Origin of the sequence: Streptomyces coeruleofuscus (assembly GCF_039532725.1) — a bacterium.
Lineage (GTDB): Bacteria > Actinomycetota > Actinomycetes > Streptomycetales > Streptomycetaceae > Streptomyces > Streptomyces coeruleofuscus.
The window spans coordinates 255,598-272,749 of sequence record NZ_BAAASE010000007.1; the positions used below are offsets into that span (position 1 = coordinate 255,598).

At 71.2% G+C, this 17,152-nt stretch carries 15 protein-coding genes and 1 pseudogene; 5 read left to right on the forward strand and 11 right to left on the reverse strand.

Going from position 1 to position 17,152, the window contains the following annotated elements:
- Window positions 1-121: 121 nt before the first annotated feature.
- Window positions 122-424, forward strand: coding sequence for a hypothetical protein (locus ABFX81_RS27450; protein ID WP_086854965.1), 303 nt, complete (start codon window positions 122-124; stop codon window positions 422-424).
- A gap of 94 nt (window positions 425-518) precedes the next feature.
- Entirely contained in the window at window positions 519-1,619 is a 1,101-nt protein-coding gene (locus ABFX81_RS27455; protein WP_086854964.1) for a calcium:cation antiporter, read from the forward strand.
- Window positions 1,620-1,678: 59 nt separating this feature from the next.
- On the opposite strand, the gene ABFX81_RS27460 is transcribed toward ABFX81_RS27455, so the two are convergent.
- Together ABFX81_RS27460 and ABFX81_RS27465 are read right to left on the reverse strand one after the other, a co-directional pair.
- Entirely contained in the window at window positions 1,679-2,986 is a 1,308-nt protein-coding gene (locus ABFX81_RS27460; RefSeq protein WP_346138817.1) for an MFS transporter, read from the reverse strand.
- Window positions 2,987-3,046: 60 nt separating this feature from the next.
- A pseudogene (locus ABFX81_RS27465) lies at window positions 3,047-4,086 on the reverse strand (S66 family peptidase).
- Between the two features lie 103 nt (window positions 4,087-4,189).
- Here ABFX81_RS27465 and aroQ point away from each other — a divergent pair.
- Complete coding sequence (gene aroQ / locus ABFX81_RS27470; RefSeq protein ID WP_086850278.1) at window positions 4,190-4,663, forward strand: type II 3-dehydroquinate dehydratase; 474 nt, start codon at window positions 4,190-4,192, stop codon at window positions 4,661-4,663.
- 28 nt (window positions 4,664-4,691) lie between these two features.
- Here the strand turns inward: aroQ and ABFX81_RS27475 are convergent, their stop codons facing one another.
- The 5 genes from ABFX81_RS27475 to ABFX81_RS27495 form a co-directional block, all read right to left on the reverse strand.
- Window positions 4,692-5,444, reverse strand: coding sequence for an ATP-binding cassette domain-containing protein (locus ABFX81_RS27475; RefSeq protein WP_086850279.1), 753 nt, complete (start codon window positions 5,442-5,444; stop codon window positions 4,692-4,694).
- Window positions 5,441-6,343: an ABC transporter permease subunit gene (locus ABFX81_RS27480; RefSeq protein WP_086850280.1), complete on the reverse strand. Its 903-nt coding sequence runs from the start codon at window positions 6,341-6,343 to the stop codon at window positions 5,441-5,443. The genes ABFX81_RS27475 and ABFX81_RS27480 overlap by 4 nt, the downstream gene beginning before the upstream one ends.
- On the reverse strand, window positions 6,340-7,218 hold the full coding sequence (locus ABFX81_RS27485; RefSeq protein WP_086850281.1) for a transporter substrate-binding domain-containing protein: 879 nt from the start codon (window positions 7,216-7,218) through the stop codon (window positions 6,340-6,342). Before ABFX81_RS27485 ends, ABFX81_RS27480 begins: the two co-directional genes overlap by 4 nt.
- Before the next feature lie 373 nt (window positions 7,219-7,591).
- A complete protein-coding gene (locus tag ABFX81_RS27490; RefSeq protein WP_086850282.1) occupies window positions 7,592-8,248 on the reverse strand; it encodes an MBL fold metallo-hydrolase in 657 nt (218 codons plus the stop codon).
- Between the two features lie 35 nt (window positions 8,249-8,283).
- Window positions 8,284-8,973: a maleylpyruvate isomerase family mycothiol-dependent enzyme gene (locus ABFX81_RS27495; protein ID WP_086850283.1), complete on the reverse strand. Its 690-nt coding sequence runs from the start codon at window positions 8,971-8,973 to the stop codon at window positions 8,284-8,286.
- A gap of 223 nt (window positions 8,974-9,196) precedes the next feature.
- Between ABFX81_RS27495 and uvrA the strand changes: the two genes are divergently transcribed.
- Window positions 9,197-12,208: an excinuclease ABC subunit UvrA gene (gene uvrA / locus ABFX81_RS27500; protein WP_086850284.1), complete on the forward strand. Its 3,012-nt coding sequence runs from the start codon at window positions 9,197-9,199 to the stop codon at window positions 12,206-12,208.
- 84 nt (window positions 12,209-12,292) lie between these two features.
- Here uvrA and ABFX81_RS27505 read toward each other — a convergent pair whose 3' ends face one another.
- Window positions 12,293-12,844, reverse strand: coding sequence for a YceI family protein (locus ABFX81_RS27505; RefSeq protein WP_086850285.1), 552 nt, complete (start codon window positions 12,842-12,844; stop codon window positions 12,293-12,295).
- 101 nt (window positions 12,845-12,945) lie between these two features.
- On the opposite strand from ABFX81_RS27505, the gene ABFX81_RS27510 reads away from it, so the two are divergent.
- On the forward strand, window positions 12,946-13,806 hold the full coding sequence (locus ABFX81_RS27510) for an MmyB family transcriptional regulator (protein WP_086850286.1): 861 nt from the start codon (window positions 12,946-12,948) through the stop codon (window positions 13,804-13,806).
- 51 nt (window positions 13,807-13,857) lie between these two features.
- Here the strand turns inward: ABFX81_RS27510 and ABFX81_RS27515 are convergent, their stop codons facing one another.
- From ABFX81_RS27515 to ABFX81_RS27525, 3 genes are all read right to left on the reverse strand, one after another.
- Window positions 13,858-14,763: a PfkB family carbohydrate kinase gene (locus ABFX81_RS27515; protein ID WP_086850287.1), complete on the reverse strand. Its 906-nt coding sequence runs from the start codon at window positions 14,761-14,763 to the stop codon at window positions 13,858-13,860.
- Window positions 14,760-15,842, reverse strand: a complete 1,083-nt coding sequence (locus ABFX81_RS27520; RefSeq protein ID WP_086850288.1) for a substrate-binding domain-containing protein — start codon at window positions 15,840-15,842, stop codon at window positions 14,760-14,762. Before ABFX81_RS27520 ends, ABFX81_RS27515 begins: the two co-directional genes overlap by 4 nt.
- Window positions 15,843-16,019: 177 nt before the next feature.
- Window positions 16,020-16,967, reverse strand: coding sequence for a hypothetical protein (locus tag ABFX81_RS27525; protein ID WP_086850289.1), 948 nt, complete (start codon window positions 16,965-16,967; stop codon window positions 16,020-16,022).
- Window positions 16,968-17,152: the final 185 nt, after the last annotated feature.

A 17,152-nucleotide genomic window follows, 5' to 3' on the forward strand; every position in this document is an offset into this window, starting at 1 on the left:
GGCGCAGGAACAACCACTACCCGGACCGGCGGTCGGCGAATTGCCGACCGCCGGTCCTGGTGCTTGCTTGTTCCTGAGCGCGTTCCCCGGCCCGGGGACGCCGTGGCCGGCTGGAGGTGCCATGAAGTTCGTACAGATCATCGACTTCGAGACCGAGCGCTTGGACGAGATGGAACGGATCTTCGAGGAGGCGGAGAGGCGCTTCGCCGGGCGACCGGGCGGCCCCAAGCAGCGCATGCTTCTGAAGGACCGTGACAATCCGCGCCGCTATCTGGCGCTGATCGAGTTCGACTCCTATGAGGAGGCCATGCGCAACAGCAACGACCCCGAGACCGGCAGGATGGCGGAGCAACTGGGCGAGCTCTGCATCGGCGAGCGGGGGTACACCAACTGCGACCTCGTGAACCAGCGCGAACTCGCCTAGCCCCGCAGGTGTACTCGCCTGGCCCTGCGGCACGAGTGAAGGGGCCCCGCACGACCGGAGTGCGGGGCCCCTTCACGTCTGCGACGATCACTGCATGATCGCTCGGCGTGGGCCGCTCGCGGCACAGTGGACGACCCTGGTGCCCCTGCTCGCGGCCGTGCTGTTGGTGTTCACCTGGGGGCGCGATCTGCCGGCCGCGGTCGTCGCGCTGGCGACCCTGGTCCTCGCGGGAGCCGTCCTGGCCGCCGTGCACCACGCCGAGGTGGTGGCCCACCGGGTCGGCGAACCGTTCGGCTCCCTCGTCCTCGCCATCGCTGTCACGATCATCGAGGTCGCCCTCATCGTCACCCTGATGGTCGACGGCGGGGACAAGAGCTCGACACTGGCCCGGGACACGGTCTTCGCAGCCGTGATGATCACCTGCAACGGCATCGTCGGCCTCTGTCTTCTGGTCGGCTCCCTGCGGCACGGCACGGCCGTCTTCAACCCCGAGGGCACCGGTGCCGCACTCGCGACCGTCGCCACCCTGGCCACGCTGAGCCTGGTCCTGCCGACGTTCACCACGAGCAAGCCCGGCCCGGAGTTCTCCACCGTCCAGCTGACCTTCGCCGCGCTCTCCTCACTGGTCCTGTACGGACTGTTCGTCGCGACGCAGACCGTGCGGCACCGGGACTACTTCCTGCCGATCACCCGGCACGGCGAGGTGATCACGGCGGAGGAACACATGGCGGCGCCGACCGCCCGTACGGCCCTGATCAGCCTGGGGCTGCTCGGCCTGGCGCTGGTCGGCGTGGTCGGTCTGGCCAAAGGGGTGTCGCCCACCATCGAGTCAGGGGTGGAGGCCGCCGGGCTGCACCAGGCCGTCGTCGGTGTGATCATCGCGCTGCTGGTGCTGCTCCCGGAGACCATCGCCGCGCTGCGCTCCGCGCGCCGCGACCGGGTGCAGACCAGCCTGAACCTCGCCCTCGGCTCGGCCATGGCCAGCATCGGCCTGACCATCCCAGCGGTAGCGCTCGCGTCCGTCTGGCTGTCCGGCCCGCTGGTGCTCGGCCTGGGTGCCACGCACATGGTGCTGCTCGCTCTGACCGTGGTGGTGGCATCGCTGACCGTGGTGCCGGGCCGGGCCACGCCACTCCAGGGCGGTGTCCATCTGGTGCTGTTCGCGGCGTATCTGGAGCTGGCGATCAATCCGTAGTCGCTCGCCGTGGTGCGCGTAAACGCTCGCGCAAGCGCTTACGCGCACCACCGCCAAGGTCAGCCCGACGCAGGCTCCGCAGCCGCCGCCACCGGCGCCGGACGCGTCTCCGGCAACAGCGCGAAGCACCCCAGACTGAACAGCGCGATCGCCGTCAGATACGCGGCCACGCCCCAGGGCACCCGCCCGCTCTGCTCGGCCAGCGCCGTCGCCACGATCGGCGTGAGCGCGCCCCCGAGGACGCCGCCGAGGTTGTACCCGACCGCGGCCCCCGTACAGCGCACCCGAGGCTCGTACAGCTCCGGCAGGTACGCGGCGATCACGGCGAACATCGTGATGAACGCGAGCATCGCCCCCAGGAAGCCGAGGAACATCGGCAGTGGCGCGCCGGTGGAGAGGAGCGCGACCATCGGGAACATCCACAGGGCGGCGGCCGCACACCCGGCCAGGCACAGGGGACGCCGGCCGTACCGGTCCCCGAGCAGCGCCACCAGCGGTGTGAGCGCGCCCTTCACGACCACCGCGGCCATGATGCAGGTCAGCATGACGCTGCGGCTCACCCCGAGCCGTTCCGTTCCGTAGGCGAGCGACCAGGTCGTCACGGCGTAGAAGATCGCGTAGCCGATCGCGAGCGCCCCACCGGTCAGCAGGAGCAGGCGCCAGTGGTCGCGCAGTACCTCGACGAGCGGCACACGCGCGTGGTCGTCGATCTGGAGGAAACTGGGGCTCTCGGTGAGCGACGAACGCAGCCACAGCCCGACCACGGCCAGCACCCCCGCCGCCCAGAACGGCACCCGCCACCCCCACGAGGCGAACTGCGTCTCGGACAGTGTCGCCGACAGCCCCAGCACCACACCGTTGGCGAGCAGGAAGCCCAGCGCGGGCCCGACCTGCGGAAAGCTCGACCACAGCCCGCGCCGCGCGGCGGGCGCGTGCTCCACCGTCAGCAGCACCGCCCCGCCCCACTCCCCGCCGAGCCCCAGCCCTTGGAGGAAACGCAGCACCAGGAGCAGCAGGGGAGCGGCTACGCCGATCGCCTCGTACGTCGGCACACAGCCGACCGCGACCGTGGAGGCACCGGTCAGCAGGAGGGAGGCGACGAGGACCGGGCGCCGCCCGCGCCGGTCCCCGATGTGCCCGAACAGCACCGACCCCAGCGGTCGCGCGATGAAGCCCACGCCGAAGGTGGCGAAGGCGGCCAGCGTCCCCGCCACCGGCGAGAACGTCGGGAAGAACAGCGGCCCCAGGATCAGGGCCGCGGCGGTGCCGTAGACGAAGAAGTCGTAGAACTCGATGGCCGTGCCGGCGAGGGAGGCGGCCGCGAGGCGCGGCATGGAGGGGGCCTTCACGGTGCGTACGTCGTGCATGCCGCGTCAACTACCCATAGTGACGGCGGGTTAAGGGGGCGCGCGGAGGCCCCGGGGCACTCAGTACGTGACCGTGATGCGCCGGGCCGGTCCGTCCACGCGCACGGTTCCGCCGTACGGGATCACCAGCTGTGGATCGGTGTGTCCGAAGTCGACGTCGAAGACGATCGTGGCGTCGGGTGCGTAGGCCCGCACGGCGCTCAGGACGGCCTCACGCTGGTCGGACGCGTGACGAGCCGCCTCCTCCGGGCTGTTGGGCCGCTCGAAGGACCAGGTCTTCGGGCGGCCCATGAGGAGGGCCGAGAAGCGCTGGAGCAGCCCGCGTTCGCCCATGTTGCGCAGGGTGCGGAAGACCTCCGTGGCGCTCGGCATCTCCTCCGAGGTCTCCAGGAGCAGTACACCGCCGTCGTACTCGGACAGGTCGTGCGCGATCTCGCGGTCTGCCATCAGCAGCCAGCCGAGGATCTCCAGGCAGCCGCCCCAACTGCGGCCCTCGACCACCCGGTCGGCGTTGACCCAGGTCCAGCCGGTCCCGGGCCGGGTCTCCGGTTCCGCGTCGAAGGTCGCCGGGTCCGCCCAGTCCCGGTCGACGTCACGCCACCGCTCGGCGGGCCGCAGCTCGTACGGGCCGGAGGTGAACAGAGCGGCGCGCAGGGACTCGGCGGTCTGCGGGTGCATGGCCCCCGGGCGGCCCAGCTCGCACATCACCCTCGCCCCGTGAAAGGCGACGATGCCGCTGTTGCGGAGGTAGGCGAGCAGGTTCGTGTTGTCGCTCATCCCGAAGAACGGTTTCGGGTCGGCCCGGATCAACTCCCGGTCCAGCAGCGGCAGCACGGTGATCTGGTCGTCCCCGCCGATCGACGCGATGACCGCCCTGATGCCGGGGTCGGCGAAGGCCGCGTGGATGTCGTCGGCCCGCTCCTGGGGTGTGGAGCCCATCTTGCGGGTCGCCGGGTACTCGACCGGCTCCAGCCCGTACTCCTTGCGCAGCCGCTCCAGGCCCAGCTCGTAGGGGAGCGGTAGGAGTCCGGGCAGGCCGGAGGAGGGCGAGAGCACGGCGATGCGGTCACCGGCTTGGGTGGGTAAGAGGGGCTCGTCATGCCGGGAGGCTAGGGCCCGGCGGGTTGTCGCCGCACCGTGATAAACCGGGTCCGAGTAGCGGTCCGCCACGGGCCGCCCGACCCCGAACGGACCGGAGGAACCGTGCCCCGCACCCTGGCCAACGCCCCGATCATGATCCTCAACGGCCCCAACCTGAACCTGCTCGGCCAGCGGCAGCCGGAGATCTACGGCTCCGACACCCTCGCCGACGTCGAGGCCCTGTGCGCCAAGGCGGCGGCGGCGCACGGCGGCACGGTCGACTTCCGCCAGTCCAACCACGAGGGCGAGCTCGTGGACTGGATCCACGAGGCGCGGCTGAACCACTGCGGCATCGTGATCAATCCGGGGGCCTACTCGCACACCTCCGTGGCCATCCTGGACGCCCTCAACACCTGTGACGGCATGCCGGTGTTGGAGGTCCACATCTCCAACATCCACAAGCGTGAGTCGTTCCGGCACCACTCCTACGTCTCGCTGCGCGCCGACGGGGTCATCGCGGGCTGCGGGGTGCAGGGGTACGTGTTCGGCGTGGAGCGGGTCGCGGCGCTGGCCGGGGCGGGGCACGCCGACACCTGAGGTCTTCTGCGGCCGTCCTGCCTCACGATCACAACCGCCCCGCCTCCACGATCCGCCGCAGGAAGCGCCGCGTGCGCTCCTGCCGTGGTTCACCGAAGACCTGCTCTGCGGTGCCGCGTTCCAGCACCACGCCGCCCTCCAGGAAACACACCTGGTCGGCGACCTCCCGCGCGAAGCCCATCTCGTGCGTGGCCAGCACCATGGTCATGCCCTCGCCCTTCAGGTCGCGGACGACGCTGAGGACCTCGCCCACCAGTTCGGGATCGAGGGCGGCGGTGATCTCGTCGAGCAGCAGCAGCCGGGGCCGTACGGCCAGGGCACGGACGATCGCCGCCCGCTGCTGCTGGCCGCCGCTCAGCCGGTCCGGGTACTCGCCCGCCTTCCCGCCGAGGCCGAGCCGCTCCAGCAGTTCACGCGCGCGTGCCTCGGCCTCGGCACGCGGCACGCCGTGCACGCGACGCGGCGCGAGCGTGATGTTCTCCAGGACCGTCAGGTGCGGGAAGAGGTTGTAGGCCTGGAAGACCACGCCGATCCTGCGGCGTACGGCGTCCTGGTCGACGCGTGGGTCGGTGATCTCCTCGTCGTCCAGCCAGATCGCCCCGTCGTCGATCTCCTCCAGCAGGTTCGCGCACCGCAGCAGCGTGGACTTGCCGGAGCCGGAGGCGCCGATCAGCGCGGTGACCGTGTGCGGGGCGACCTCCAGGTCGACGTCCCGCAGCACCACCGAACCGCCGAAGGTCTTGCGGACGGACTCCATGCGCAGCACGGGCGCGTCGCTCATGTGATTCCTCCCTGGGCCCGCCGGCGGTCCATTCGTGCCGTCACCCAGTCCGTGAAGCGGGTCATGGGAATGGTCAGCGCGACGAAGACCAGACCCGCGACGATGTACGGCGTGTAGTTGAGGCTGCGGCCCACGATGATGTCGGCGGCCCGTACGGCGTCCACCGCACCGCCGATCGAGACCAGCCCGGTGTCCTTCTGGAGGGAGACCAGGTCGTTCAGCAGCGGCGGCACCTGGCGGCGCACGGCCTGGGGCAGCACCACGTACCGCAGCGCCTGCCGGTTGCTGAGCCCGAGCGAGCGGGCCGCGGCGCGCTGCGAGGGGTGCACGGACTCGATGCCGGCCCGGAACACCTCGGCGACGTACGCCGAGTACGTCAGGGTGAGCGCGGTGCCGCCGAGGACTACCGGGTCGACGGTCACGCCCTGGAGCCGCAGTGCGGGGACGCCGAGGACCACGATCATCAGGTTGATGATGAGCGGCAGGCCCCGGAAGAAGTCGGTGTACGCGGCGGCCAGGACGCGCAGGGGGAAGAACACCGGGCCGCGGAGCGTACGGGCCACGGCGATCAGCATGCCGAGGACGAGCACCGCGGCCCCGCACACCAGCAGCAGCCGGACGTTCAGCCACAGCCCTTCGAGGACCTTCGGGAGCGCCTCGCGCGCGTACCCCCAGTCGAAGAAGGTCTCCTTGGTGCGCGGCCACCCCGGGGCGTTGACCACGACCAGGTAGAGGACGGCTCCGGTGACGAGGGTCGAGAGCGCGCCGATCGCCGTGGCGCGCCGGGCGCGGGCGCGCTTGTGGCGCTCACGGTCCAGACGCCGCTGCGACGGCACGTAGCCGTCCCGCGCGTCGTGCTCGCCGGAGCCCACCGCGGGCTCCTCCTTGTCCACCGTCACTTGAGCACCGGAGCGTCGACGGCGTCCGACAGCCACTGCTTCTCGATCCTCGCCAGCGTGCCGTCCTCGCGCAGCGCGTCCACGGCCCGTGAGACGCAGGAGGTGAGCGCGCTGCCCTTGTCGAGGACGAGACCGAACCGTTCCGGCGTACCGCCCTGGTTCTCGAACTGGCCGACGATCGTCGCGTCCGTGACCTCGGCACCGGTGATGTAGAAGGCGGTCGGCAGATCCACGACGATGGCGTCGACCTGGCCGTTCTTCAGCGCTGACTTGGCCTGGTCGTTCTTGGCGAACACGGCGGCCGCCCGCGTGGGCCGCACCACGTCGTCGATGTAGTCGAGGCTGGTGGTGCCGACCTGTGCGCCCAGTTTCACGTCCTTCAGGTCCGCGACGCTCTTCGCCTTGGCCGCCTTTGAGCCCTTCAGGGCGACGACGGCCTGGCGCACGTCGTAGTAGCCGGACGAGAAGTCCACGGCCTTCTTGCGCTCGTCGCTGATGGACACCTGGTTGATGTCGAAGTCGAACGTCTTCTCGCCGGGCGCGAAGGCCTTGGTGAACGGGACGGTCTGCCAGACGACCTTGTCCTTGCCGTAGCCGAGGTGCCGGGCGACGGCGTACGCGACCGCCGACTCGAAGCCCTTGCCGCCGGCGGGGTCGTCGTCCTTGAACCACGGCTCGTAGGCGGGTTCGTCGGTGGCGATCGTCAGTTCGCCCGCGGTCCGTGTGGCCAACTCGCCCTTCTCGCACGTGTTTCCGGCCGAGGACGTGCCGGCCGCGGGCTCCTCCGGCTGCGGCGCACAGCCGACGGCGGCGGCGAGCAGGGCGACGGTGACGGCGGCGGCAGCGCGGCGCAGGGCACGCGGGGCAGGATGCATGGCGCGAGATTGGCAGCAGCCGGTCCCGCTTGTCGAGGTCACGACGGAACGTGCTCACATCGTGGGAGCGGGTGTTGCGTTCTCGTGAACACTCCCTGGCGCGCGCCGAGTTCGGCGGTCGCCGGGGCCGCCGGCCGAGGGCGGGGATCGACAGGCCGGCGGCCCATCCGCCCAGGAGCCGTCATCCTGCGCGGGGCTCCTACCAGTTGACTGCGCAACTACATGCAGGGGGAGTGTGTGTGCGACACGGGTGTGTGCGAACGATTCACACGGGGCGCGTGCGCGGCTCACCGCTCCACACGCGTGCGCCCGCGCGGCTCACCGCTCCACACGCGTGCGCCCGCGCGGCTCCTCGGCACCCCTACGCGGCCCCTCACCACCCGCGCGCGTGCCACTCCGGCAGATGCGGGCGCTCCGCGCCCAGCGACGTGTCGTCGCCGTGTCCCGGGTAGACCCACGTCTCGTCCGGGAGGACGTCGAAGATCTTGGTCTCCACATCGTGGATGAGACTGGCGAACGCCTTGGGGTCCTTGCGGGTGTTGCCCACGCCGCCGGGGAAGAGGCAGTCCCCGGTGAACACATGGGGATGCCCGTGCGGGTCGTCGTAGACGAGGGCGATCGAACCGGGCGTGTGCCCGACCAGGTGGCGCGCGGTGAGCTCCACGCGCCCCACCTGGATGGTGTCGCCGTCGTCGACCAGCACGTCGGTCCGTACCGGGATGCCGTCGGCGTCGTCCCGGCCCGCGTACGTGCGGGCGCCGGTGGCGGCCACGACCTCGGCGAGCGCCTGCCAGTGATCGCCGTGCTGGTGGGTCGTGACGACGGACGCGATGCCGTCGTCACCGATCATGCCGAGCAGTGTCTGCGCCTCGTTCGCGGCGTCGATCAGCAACTGCTCGTCCGTGGCCCGGCAGCGCAGCAGATAGGCGTTGTTGTTCATCGGACCGACCGCGATCTTGGTGATCATCAGGTCCTTGAGTTCATGCACGTCGGCAGGTCCGCCGACCGTCACCTGTCCGCTGTACGTCATGTCCGCCAGCCTATAGCGGGGGAGTGGCCCGGGCCCTACAGCGGGGGCAGCTCCGGAAGCGGGCCGCCGTCCACCGTCAGTGCGGCTCCGGTGCGGCGGCCGGCGAGCCAGCCCAGCAGGTCCGCGGGGGAACCGGTGACGGTCACCTCGGGCCCGTCGTCCGTCTCCCGTCCCGTGCTCCACGCGCGCGTGCCGTCCGTGAGGCGTGTGGGCGGTACGTCGGGACGGCCGGCGAACCGGTCGGCCAGGAAGGCGATCTCCCGCTCGGTGAACTCCGCCGGCAGATCCTCCAGCTCGTACCCGATCCCCAGGTCCACGTGGTGCAGCTCCACCTCCACCCACCGCCGGAACGGCACCCGCGACGCGGAGTCGGTGACCCCGTTGCGCAGCTCCACCGTGCGCGACCAGTCGGCGGGAGCAGCCCCGGTCTCCTGGAAGCGGGCCGCGCTCTCGCGCAGGTCGGCGAGCTGGACGTCGAGGGGTCGCGGGGCGTCCCGCTCGATGTCGGCGTCCCGGGCCTCGCCGGAGACGTACATGGGCCGGCCCTCGAGGACGTTCACGAGGGCGTCGGCGTTGCGGGCGAGGTGGGCCAGCACGTGGCCCCGTGTCCAGCCGGGAAGCCGTGACGGCTGCGTCACAGAGGCGTTGTCCAGTTTGCCGACTGCGATGAGCAGCCGTTCCGTAGCGGCATGTACACATGCCAGGTCATGACCGTGATCAATCATGGTGCTGACCCTAATCCCGCCACACCTTCGGGTGAAGGTGGTGAACCAGTGCCGGTAATCGAAAGCACGTGCTATATGGTCGGTCGTGGCGTCGGGCATGCTGGAAAGCCGGGGTTTGTTGGCAACCCGTGAATCCGACCGGCGCTGTCAGTGGCTCCCTCTAGTCTGAGAAAGCACGGGGGCCCCGCCCCTGTCACTTCTCTCAAGAAAGGTGCGGACCGGCGTGGCCGACCGTCTCATCGTTCGTGGAGCGCGCGAGCACAATCTCAAGAACGTCTCGCTCGACCTCCCGCGCGACTCGCTCATCGTCTTCACGGGCCTGTCGGGGTCGGGCAAGTCCTCGCTGGCCTTCGACACCATCTTCGCCGAGGGACAGCGGCGCTACGTGGAGTCGCTCTCCTCGTACGCCCGGCAGTTCCTCGGCCAGATGGACAAGCCGGACGTCGACTTCATCGAGGGCCTGTCCCCGGCCGTCTCCATCGACCAGAAGTCGACCTCCCGCAACCCGCGCTCCACGGTCGGCACCATCACCGAGGTCTACGACTACCTGCGTCTGCTCTTCGCGCGCATCGGCAAGCCGCACTGCCCCGAGTGCGGCCGCCCCATCTCGCGCCAGTCGCCGCAGGCCATCGTCGACAAGGTCCTGGAGCTGCCGGAGGGCAGCCGCTTCCAGGTGCTGTCGCCGCTGGTGCGCGAGCGCAAGGGAGAGTTCGTCGACCTCTTCGCCGACCTCCAGACCAAGGGCTACTCCCGCGCGCGGGTGGACGGCGAGACCATCCAGCTGTCGAACCCGCCCACGCTGAAGAAGCAGGAGAAGCACACCATCGAGGTGGTCGTCGACCGCCTCACGGTGAAGGAAGGCGCCAAGCGCCGTCTCACCGACTCCGTCGAGACCGCCCTCGGCCTGTCCGGCGGCATGGTCGTGCTCGACTTCGTCGACCTCCCCGAGGACGACCCCGAGCGCGAGCGCATGTACTCGGAGCACCTGTACTGCGCGTACGACGACCTGTCCTTCGAGGAGCTGGAGCCCCGCTCCTTCTCCTTCAACTCGCCCTTCGGCGCCTGCCCGGACTGCTCCGGCATCGGCACGCGCATGGAGGTCGACGCGGAGCTCATCGTCCCGGACCCGGACAAGAGCCTCGACGAGGGTGCCATCCACCCCTGGTCGCACGGCCACACCAAGGACTACTTCGGCCGCCTGATCGGCGCACTCGCCGACGCCCTGGGCTTCCGCACGGACATCCCCTTCGCGGGCCTCCCGCAGCGCGCCAAGAAGGCCCTCCTCCACGGCCACAAGACCCAGGTCGAGGTCCGCTACCGCAACCGCTACGGGCGCGAGCGCCGGTACACCACGGCCTTCGAGGGCGCCGTCCCGTTCGTCAAGCGCCGGCACAGCGAGGCCGAGAGCGACGCCAGCCGTGAGCGCTTCGAGGGCTACATGCGCGAGGTGCCCTGCCCGACCTGTGAGGGCACGCGGCTGAAGCCGATCGTCCTCGCGGTCACGATCATGGACAAGTCCATCGCGGAGGTCTCCGCGATGTCGATCAGCGACTGCGCGGACTTCCTGAGGGAGCTGAAGCTCAGCGCCCGCGACAAGAAGATCGCCGAGCGCGTCCTGAAGGAGGTCAACGAGCGGCTGCGGTTCCTCGTCGACGTCGGTCTGGACTACCTCTCCCTGAACCGCGCGGCCGGCACGCTGTCCGGCGGCGAGGCCCAGCGCATCCGCCTGGCCACCCAGATCGGCTCCGGCCTCGTCGGCGTGCTGTACGTCCTCGACGAACCGTCCATCGGCCTGCACCAGCGCGACAACCACCGGCTGATCGAGACCCTGGTCCGGCTGCGCGACATGGGCAACACGCTCATCGTCGTCGAGCACGACGAGGACACCATCAAGACCGCCGACTGGGTCGTCGACATCGGCCCCGGCGCCGGTGAGCACGGCGGCAAGGTCGTGCACAGCGGCTCCCTGAAGGAACTGCTCGCCAACGACGAGTCGCAGACCGGCCAGTACCTGTCCGGCAAGAAGGCCATCCCCCTGCCCGGCATCCGGCGCCCGGTCGACCCTTCCCGGCAGCTCACGGTGCACGGCGCCCGGGAGAACAACCTCCAGGACATCGACGTCTCGTTCCCGCTGGGCGTGTTCACCGCCGTCACCGGCGTGTCCGGCTCCGGCAAGTCGACCCTGGTCAACGACATCCTGTACACGCACCTGGCCCGCGAGCTGAACGGCGCGAGGAACGTACCCGGGCGGCACACGCGCGTGGACGGCGACGACCTCGTCGACAAGGTCGTGCACGTCGACCAGTCGCCCATCGGCCGCACCCCGCGCTCCAACCCGGCCACGTACACCGGCGTCTTCGACCACATCCGCAAGCTGTTCGCCGAGACCACCGAGGCGAAGGTCCGCGGCTACATGCCGGGCCGCTTCTCCTTCAACGTCAAGGGCGGCCGCTGCGAGAACTGCTCGGGCGACGGCACCATCAAGATCGAGATGAACTTCCTCCCGGACGTCTACGTCCCGTGCGAGGTCTGCCACGGCGCCCGGTACAACCGGGAGACCCTGGAGGTCCACTACAAGGGCAAGTCCATCGCCGACGTCCTGAACATGCCGATCGAGGAGGCCACGGAGTTCTTCGAGGCGGTCCCCGCGATCTCCCGCCACATGAAGACCCTCAAGGACGTCGGCCTCGGCTACGTCCGGCTCGGCCAGTCCGCGACCACCCTGTCCGGCGGTGAGGCCCAGCGCGTCAAGCTCGCCAGCGAGCTCCAGCGCCGCTCCACCGGCCGCACGGTCTACGTCCTGGACGAGCCGACCACCGGTCTGCACTTCGAGGACATCAGCAAGCTGCTGACGGTCCTGTCCGGACTGGTCGACAAGGGCAACACGGTCATCGTCATCGAGCACAACCTCGACGTGATCAAGACCGCCGACTGGGTCGTCGACATGGGCCCCGAAGGCGGCGCCGGCGGCGGCCTGGTCGTCGCCGAGGGCACGCCCGAGGAGGTCGCCGCGGTCCCGGCCAGCCACACCGGCAAGTTCCTGCGCGAGGTCCTCGGCGCCGACCGGATCAGCGACGCGTCCTCGGTGAAGGCCCCGCGCAAGACGGCGGCGAAGAAGACGGTCCCGGCGCAGACCAGGGCGACCAGGACGGTCAACAGCACCGCGGCCAAGAAGACAGCCGCGAAGTCCACGAAGGCCGCCGCGAAGAAGACGACGCGGACGACCAAGGGCTGACCGGCCAAGGGCCGACGGCTCCATCCCGCCGACGCGCCGTGGCCCACAGGCACTCCCTGTGGGCCACGGCGCGTCGGCGTGCGGTCAGGCGTTCCTCGGTTCCACGAACTGCATGTCGAGCTGGATCTTCACCACTTCCCCGAGCAGACCGGGGGCGAAGTCGAGCCCGAACTCGCTGCGCCGGATCTCGCCCGTCGCCTCGAACCCGGCATGCCGGCTGCCGTCCATGGGCACATCGACCAGCCCGCCGAACTCCACGGCGAGCGTCAAGGGACGGGTCACCTCGCCGATGGTCAGCTCGCCCTCCATCGTCCAGTCCTCACCCGCACCCGACACACGCGTCGAGCGGTACGTCATCGTCGGGCGCTTCTCGACGTCGAGCAGGTCGGAGGCGCGTACGTGCGCGTCCCGGTCGGCGTTGCCGGTGTCGATCGAGGCCAGGTCGACGGTCGCGGAGACCCGCACGTCCTCGACGCGTTCCCCGACGAACAGTTCGGCCTCCAACCGCTCGAAGCGCCCCCGCACCTTGGCGATGCCCAGGTGACGGACGGTGAAGCCCACGGAGGAGTGGAACGGATCGAGGGCCCAGTGTCCCGGGGCCAGCGGCAGGGCGGTGGTGGCGGTGTCATTCGTCATGCCCTCCACCCTGAAGGCTGCGCGCGCCCTGAGGGAGACCGGCCCGATCCTGGTAGTGACGGGGCCACCCTCCGCGCCCGCGGGCGCTGTACGTTCGGCGGGTGAGCGACAACGAGTTGGGCACGTTCCTGCGCAACTGGCGCGAAGCCGTCACCCCGGCCGAGGCGGGCTTGCCCGCCGGCCCCCGGCGCCGCACCCCGGGCCTGCGGCGCGCCGAGCTGGCCACCCTCGCGGGCATCAGCGTCGAGTACCTCACCCGGCTGGAACAGGGACGTGACCGCAACCCCTCGGCCCAGGTGCTCGGCGCCCTCGCCGACGCTCTCAACCTCTCCCTCACCGACCGGATGCTGCTGCGCCGCCTCACCAAGGAGGCCGACGGCGGCGACCCGCTGGTCTGCGCGGCGGCCCCCTCGCTCAGCCACACGGCGCGCCCCACCGTACGGGCCGTGCTGGACCACCTGGAGCCGGCTCCCGCCATCGTCGTCAACTGGATCGGCGACATCCTCGCCCACACAGCCGGTTACGAACGCCTGGTCGGCCCCATCGGCCTGCTCGACGACGAGCGCCCCAACCTGCTGCGGTACCTGTTCACCGACGAGCGGGCCCGCAGCGCCTACCGTGACTGGGACCGGGTGGCCGACGACCTCGTCGCCCGGCTCCGGCACGGGGTCCCCCTGCGGGACCCGCACCTCGCCGAGCTGGCCGACGAGCTGACGGTGACGGCCGGGGCGGACTTCGCCGACCGGTTCGCCGACCTGGCCGCGGCACCGCGGCGGACGGGCTCCCAGCACATCGAGCACCCCGAGGCGGGATCGCTGCGACTGCTCCACGAGACGTTGGCACTGCCCGACGAAGGCCAGCGCGTGATCGTCCACCTGCCCGCGGACGAGGCCACGGCCACCGCCCTGGACCGTCTCAACGGTCGTCGTCCCGGCGCGCTGCGGGCCGTGGCGGCCGGCTGAGCGACGCGCCCGGGACCCGTTCCACGCCGTCCGCCCTGATCGCGGGAGGCGTCAGCCCTCCAGCTCGTGCGCGTACGGCGGTTCCGCACCGGCCCGGGAGCAGGTGACCGCCGCCGCACGGGCCGCGAAGCCCAGCAGCCCCGTCCAGCCTTCCGGCCCCAGCGCGGCCAGCGCCTGCGTGCTGAGCGCGCCGCGTGCCGCGAGCCCGTGCAGCAGCGCCGCGTTCACCGTGTCGCCCGCGCCGATCGTGTCCACGACCTCCACCCGCTCGCCCGGCACCGCGTACTCGCCGCCGGCGGTGAACGCCGTCAGCCCGTCGCCGCCCCGCGTGATCACGACCGCCGCTGGGCCGGCCGCCAGCCACTCCTGGGGCGTGCCGCCGAGCCACTGGGCGTCCTCCTCGGACAGCTTCAGCAGTGACACCGACGGCAGCCAGCTCTTGAACCGCGCCCGGTAGGCGTCCGCGTCCGGGATCAGCCCGGCCCTGATGTTCGGGTCCAGCGCGGTGAACACGCCCTGTGCGGCCGCCGCACGCATCAGCTCCTCGTAGGCGCTCGCCCCCGGCTCCAGCACCAGCGAGCAGGTCCCGAAGGAGACGGCCCGGGTGCCGGGGGGCAGCGCTGAGGGCGCCGTGAACAGCCGGTCCGCCGTCCCGTCGACATAGAAGGAGTAGGCCGCCGAGCCGTCCGCGCCGACCGTGGCGACGGCGAGGGTCGTGGGCTCGGCGCCGCGCTGCACCGACGACACGTCCACCCCGGTCTCCCGCAGCCGGTCCAGCAGGGCCTCCCCGAAGGCGTCGTACGACACCCGGGAACAGAAGGCGGCCGGCGAGCCGAGACGGCCCAGCGCCACCGCCGTGTTGTACGGGCCGCCGCCGAGCGCCGGCTGGAGTGCCGCCAGGGCACCCGTGCCCCGCGGTACCAGGTCGATCAGTGCCTCACCGGCGACGACGATCATGCGACGGTTCCTCTCTCGGACTGCGCGGGCTGCTCAGACTGCTCAAGTCGCACGGACGGCCCCGGCTCCTCGGGGCAGCCGCACGACGTGCGGTGGACGAAGGCGCAGGGGAGCCGCACGGTCCGGGCGGGCCGGTCCGGCTCGGCGAGACGCTCCAGGAGCACGCGTACGGCCCGGGCGCCGATGTCCCTGCTGGGCTGGGCGACGGCGGTGAGCCGGGGCGAGAACAGGTCCGCCCAGGCGAAGTCGTCGAAGCAGCACAGCGCCATGTCACAGGGCACCGACAGGCCGTGCGCGCGCAGGGCCCGCAGCGCCCCGATGGTCATGGCGTTGTTGCCGGTGACCAGCGCGGTGGGCGGCACGGCGAGGGACAGCAGGGCGCCGGTGGCCTGTTCGGCGCCGGCCGACTCCGAGTCGCCGTGCACCAGGAGCCGTTCGTCGTACGGCAGCCCCGCGAACGCGAGGCCGGTCCGGTAGCCGGTGATCCGCTCGCTCGTGGTGCTGAGCCCCGGCCGTCCGGCCACCAGCCCGATCCGCCGGTGGCCGAGACCGGCGAGATGGGTGACCAGCCGGGACATCGGTTCGGCGTTGTCGGCGCAGACCTGGTCGAAGTGCGGTCCGCCGTCCGGCACGTCCACCAGCCGGTCGAGGAACACGGCCGGCACCTCGTGCCGCCCCAGGTAGGCGAGCAGTCCGCGCGGATCCGCGGAGGGGGCGACGATCATGCCGTCCACCCGGCGTTCGTGCAGCAGCTGGACGACCTTGCGCTCGTGCTCCGGGTCGTCGTGCGGATCTGCGATCAGGAGGCTGTAGCCGTGCTCCAGAGCACCGGCCTCGACGCCCTGGAGGATCTCCGTGAAGTACGGGTTGCTGATCGCCGACACCGCCAGCCCGATGGACCGGGTGCGGGCGGTCACCAGGGAACGCGCCAGCGTGTTCGTGGTGTAGCCCAGCTCCTCCACGGCGTCCAGAACCGCCTGGCGGGTGTGCGGCAGCACCGGCCGGGTGCCGTTCAGGACGTGCGAGACGGTCGCCACGGAGACACCCGCGCTCCGTGCGACGTCGGCCATGGTCGCCATGGCGTTCCCTCCGCCTTCCCGTCCGTCTCCCGGTGCGTCGTCCGACGCCCCACGGCCGGGACGGTATCGCATCCGATGCCGGACGTAAACGCTTGCGCAAGCGTTTACGTCCGATCACCGCCACGAGCCGGAAACGGTCCCGCCGTCGGTCCGGCGGTGGGCGAGGAGATGGTCGCGCTACTCCCAGTCCCAGCCGATCCCCAGGAACCCGGTGCGCACCCGCGGCTCGACCAGGTGCACCGACCGGTGCCGTCCGCTCAGTGCCAGGTCCTGGCAGCCGGTACGGGGGGCCACCGCCGATTGCTGGGCGAAACGGTGGCAGCGCACGGGCAGGGCCGCCGCGTCGAAGCACACCTGGAGCGCGTACTGGCCGCCGGGGGAGTCGAAGCCGCGGAGGTACTCGTGCGACACGCCCGCCGTGCCGTCCTCGACGCCGAAGCGGAACAGGAACGTGTCGCCGGCCCGCAGCCGGGTGTCGAAGAGCAACTCGGCCGCGAGCAACCCCGTGTCGTCGTGCCAACGGAGGCGTCCTGTACGGCAGTTCTCCAGCGCGTGCACCCGCATGCGCTCCGGCACGGCCCCCCGGTCGCCGTGGTGGACGGCCACGAAGCGGTCGACACCGTCCCGGTGGGCGCGCACGATGTGGTGCGACTCCCGCTCGGCCAGCTCGCGCCGGGCTCCCATCCGCAGCCGCTCGTGGTGCCCGAGGGTGTGCAGACCGCCGTCCCGCGGGCAGTCCAGCTCGGCCAGCAGTTGGTCCAGGACCCCGGAGGCCTCGACGAGGGAGCGGTAGGAGCGGGCCTCGGACCGCTGCCCCGACGTGCCGTCGCCGGATTCGGCGAGCAGCCGGATCAGCGACTCCTCGGGAAGCTCCAGGATCTCCTCCAGCGCGCGCACGGCCCGCAGCGACTCGGGGCGCTGCGGACGCCTGGCTCCCTGCTGCCAGTAACTCAGGCTGGTCACGCCGACCTTCACCCCGTGGCGGGAGAGGTGGTGCTGCACGCGTTGCAGCGGCAGCCCGCGGGCGGCTATCGCGGCACGCAGGGCGACGTGGAAGGGGCCGCCTCGCAGAACCGAGTCCAGTTCCGCGGTGGCGACGTCCGCGTGCTGTGGGGCGTGCGGCATGCAGGGGCCTCTCTGTGAGTCGGCGACGGCTGGTCAGACCGTGCGCGCGGGCCGCCCGGGACCGTGCCGCCGGCGCAGGGGAGGTCTTCACATCCGTACGCCGTCGTTCAGGGCCCCGAGTTCCCCCGCATTGAAGCGTGTTGACCTGGTCCCGACAACACCTGATGCCGGACAGTGACGTACTC

Bases quoted from the DNA above. Each gene is read 5' to 3' on its own strand.
- ABFX81_RS27450 (WP_086854965.1), top strand. From the start codon at position 122: ATGAAGTTCGTACAGATCATCGACTTCGAGACCGAGCGCTTGGACGAG.
- ABFX81_RS27455 (WP_086854964.1), top strand. From the start codon at position 519: ATGATCGCTCGGCGTGGGCCGCTCGCGGCACAGTGGACGACCCTGGTG.
- ABFX81_RS27460 (WP_346138817.1), bottom strand. From the start codon at position 2,986: ATGCACGACGTACGCACCGTGAAGGCCCCCTCCATGCCGCGCCTCGCG.
- ABFX81_RS27475 (WP_086850279.1), bottom strand. From the start codon at position 5,444: ATGAGCGACGCGCCCGTGCTGCGCATGGAGTCCGTCCGCAAGACCTTC.
- ABFX81_RS27485 (WP_086850281.1), bottom strand. From the start codon at position 7,218: ATGCATCCTGCCCCGCGTGCCCTGCGCCGCGCTGCCGCCGCCGTCACC.
- ABFX81_RS27490 (WP_086850282.1), bottom strand. From the start codon at position 8,248: ATGACGTACAGCGGACAGGTGACGGTCGGCGGACCTGCCGACGTGCAT.
- ABFX81_RS27495 (WP_086850283.1), bottom strand. From the start codon at position 8,973: ATGATTGATCACGGTCATGACCTGGCATGTGTACATGCCGCTACGGAA.
- ABFX81_RS27505 (WP_086850285.1), bottom strand. From the start codon at position 12,844: ATGACGAATGACACCGCCACCACCGCCCTGCCGCTGGCCCCGGGACAC.
- ABFX81_RS27515 (WP_086850287.1), bottom strand. From the start codon at position 14,763: ATGATCGTCGTCGCCGGTGAGGCACTGATCGACCTGGTACCGCGGGGC.
- ABFX81_RS27520 (WP_086850288.1), bottom strand. From the start codon at position 15,842: ATGGCGACCATGGCCGACGTCGCACGGAGCGCGGGTGTCTCCGTGGCG.
- ABFX81_RS27525 (WP_086850289.1), bottom strand. From the start codon at position 16,967: ATGCCGCACGCCCCACAGCACGCGGACGTCGCCACCGCGGAACTGGAC.